This window comes from Desulfomonilaceae bacterium, from assembly GCA_041662605.1.
Lineage (GTDB): Bacteria > Desulfobacterota > Desulfomonilia > Desulfomonilales > Desulfomonilaceae > CAJBEZ01.
The window spans coordinates 1-2,504 of sequence record JBAZSD010000057.1; the positions used below are offsets into that span (position 1 = coordinate 1).

Consider the following 2,504-nt stretch of genomic DNA (forward strand, 5'->3'; position numbering starts at 1 on the left):
AGGACGTCAATCTCAACTCCCAAAGAAGCCAATTCAACCGGTAGAGAGGATAGGACCTCGCCCAACCCACCAGTTTGCGCAAATGGCGTCACTTCAGACGTAATCATAAGGACTTTCACGTCAATAAACCTCCGTAGATTTCCCAGGAATACGAGGAAATCTCTGTGTAATCCTCAATCAACGCTACGCTATCTTGAAGCTAATTGTACTATATCCAAAACTTTTATTACAGAGCGATCTTACATCTTAGGCATGGTCCATCATCCAGGAAAATATATTGTCTGGATAATCCGAAATGTCCATTCGGAAGTGTTGGTGACAGCTTTGCAAATTCTTCAAGTAGTTTTTCATCAATCGCTGGATGTCCGCGTTCATTGGTGTATACGAATTTTCCACCGAACTCCTCCCTAAGAAACTCTACTAAGCTTTCCAGTCGGCAGGAAGACGCCGTCGCCGGTCTTCGGCGTGAAGCATACGAGGCGATCCGTCACTACCCTGTTTGTAAAATCAACTCCCCGAAGGTTTGCTCCCAACAAGTCTGTCCCTGACAAATCGCCTCTCTTTGGTCAAAAGCAATGTCAACGGGATTCCTGTTAACAACACCAGACCACTCAGCACAAATAGAGGCAAGTACCCGTAACTAAACAAAACCAGACCACCCAAGAATGGTCCGAGTGTAAAACCAGCCTGAAACATTTCTGTTGCAAGATTGGCGTTCAAACCCCGAAATTTCGGGGAGGAGACATCGAAGAGAAATCCGTTAATTACTGGCAGAATTATGCCCCAGCCCAAACCCAAAACCAGCCCGAGACTGTAAAAACCAATTGGGCTAGTCACAATTCCTATCAACATGTAGCCAAATATTAACAAAATGAGTGACGCCATGAGCGAGATTTTTTTGTTGATTTTATCAAACCAGCGACCGGCGAAAACCCGCACCACCATTTGGGTCAAGGTTGAAACTGTAAAAAAATAACCTGGATTAGAAATCCCTATCTTGTCACCGAAACCTTTTAAATAAAAGAAGATTGCGGTGTAGGATGTCCACACGATCAGATTTATGGCAAGTAGTGTCCAGATTCGTTGATCCCTAAGATTTATGACAATTTCACTGAAGCTGAAAAGGTTTTCTTCATCTATATCTAAGGTCCGGGGAGCTTTTAACAAAGCAATTAGAGGCAAATTGATCAACATCAATGCGGCTGAGATATTTATCACCCCGTCAAATCCTTGGAAATAGCCTGTCAATGGTTTCAGTAATGGTGGAACCAGGGCAAACGGCAAGAGAGAAATGACAGACAAGAGTCCGAAAGCCTGGGCGCTCTTATCCTTGGGGATAACAGACACGAGCCTGGTGGTAGCAGATGTGCTCGTTACGACGTATGCGGCGCCATGAATCACACGTGTGATCACCATACTCCAAAAACCGGTAGCAAAATTATAAAGAGTTAAGGAAGCAATCAAGGAACAACAACTTATGAACATCCACTTTCTTGAATTCTGAACGGTAACCAATGGACTCACTATGGGCCGTACAATGAATGCTGTGAGTGAAAATGCGCCGATGAGGAACCCTATCCACATGGAGGGTATAGGAAGAGTTGACAAATAATCATGGAATTCAAAAAAGATTGCGAGATTGCAATAGGTAAAGAAAGCTATACCGTTTAAGGCTATGAATTCACGGTTTAAGAGGCCTTTCGGTTCGGTCATAAAAAATGATTCCTGAAATGCGCCGGGGTTGTGGCGCCAAACTCTCCTAAACTAAAGCTTTCATACTGATTATTTTAGTAGGCGCCAGAATCCGCCAAGCGTTCTCACGTCGATAACAGGCGGTTTCTCGTTTGTCGTCGATGGGTTTAACGGATTCCTGAATCATATTCGTCAAAGACGCCTTTGAGGGTCAGCGGTTTGCCCACTAGAAAATGCTCTATTTTCTCGAATCTCTATACCGTCGGACCTACGTTTCCCCAAGCAAGTCGCATCTCTCATAAAGAGTTCGGTCAAGGTGAAAATCCAGAATACTTAGACAAGCCATTATACTGTGATAACTTGTGGATTGAGAACCAAAAACCGCCTGCAAGAAAAAGAAATGGTCCCGAAATATTGCGCAGCGGCATAAGTAATAAACTGCTCTGAAATCAGACAGTAAAATGAGCAGTAGTCATGTCAAAGAGACCATAATTTTTTTCGAAAGGGGCCATTGTAAGCGAAGCGGATCTAAACTGAGGGCGAAAATGAGACGAAAAATTAATAATAACGAACGACATTAAGACACTAGCAGTATCCTTAACCTATTGATAAAACACACATCAGGAATTTTATGGTCCGTTTGTCAGGCATGTTTCTCTCGTCCCACATTTCCTGTCAAATCTTGGTAACTCACACCAAACTCTATCACTATACTTAACCATTTAATTAGCATACGGTTTTCAGAAACATCGTTCTGTTTTGCACAGTTGGCACGAAATGTGCTTCGTGGGTGGCAAGGGTTATACTATCTC

The 2,504-nt window shown here is 43.2% G+C and carries 1 protein-coding gene; it reads right to left on the minus strand.

Annotation, left to right across the window (positions count from 1 at the left end):
• Positions 1–507: 507 nt before the first annotated feature.
• A complete protein-coding gene (locus tag WC647_19970) occupies positions 508–1,713 on the minus strand; it encodes an MFS transporter (GenBank protein ID MFA6224583.1) in 1,206 nt (401 codons plus the stop codon).
• Positions 1,714–2,504: the final 791 nt, after the last annotated feature.

Excerpts from the sequence above, each read along its gene's own strand:
- WC647_19970 (MFA6224583.1), bottom strand. The coding sequence starts at position 1,713 with ATGACCGAACCGAAAGGCCTCTTAAACCGTGAATTCATAGCCTTAAAC.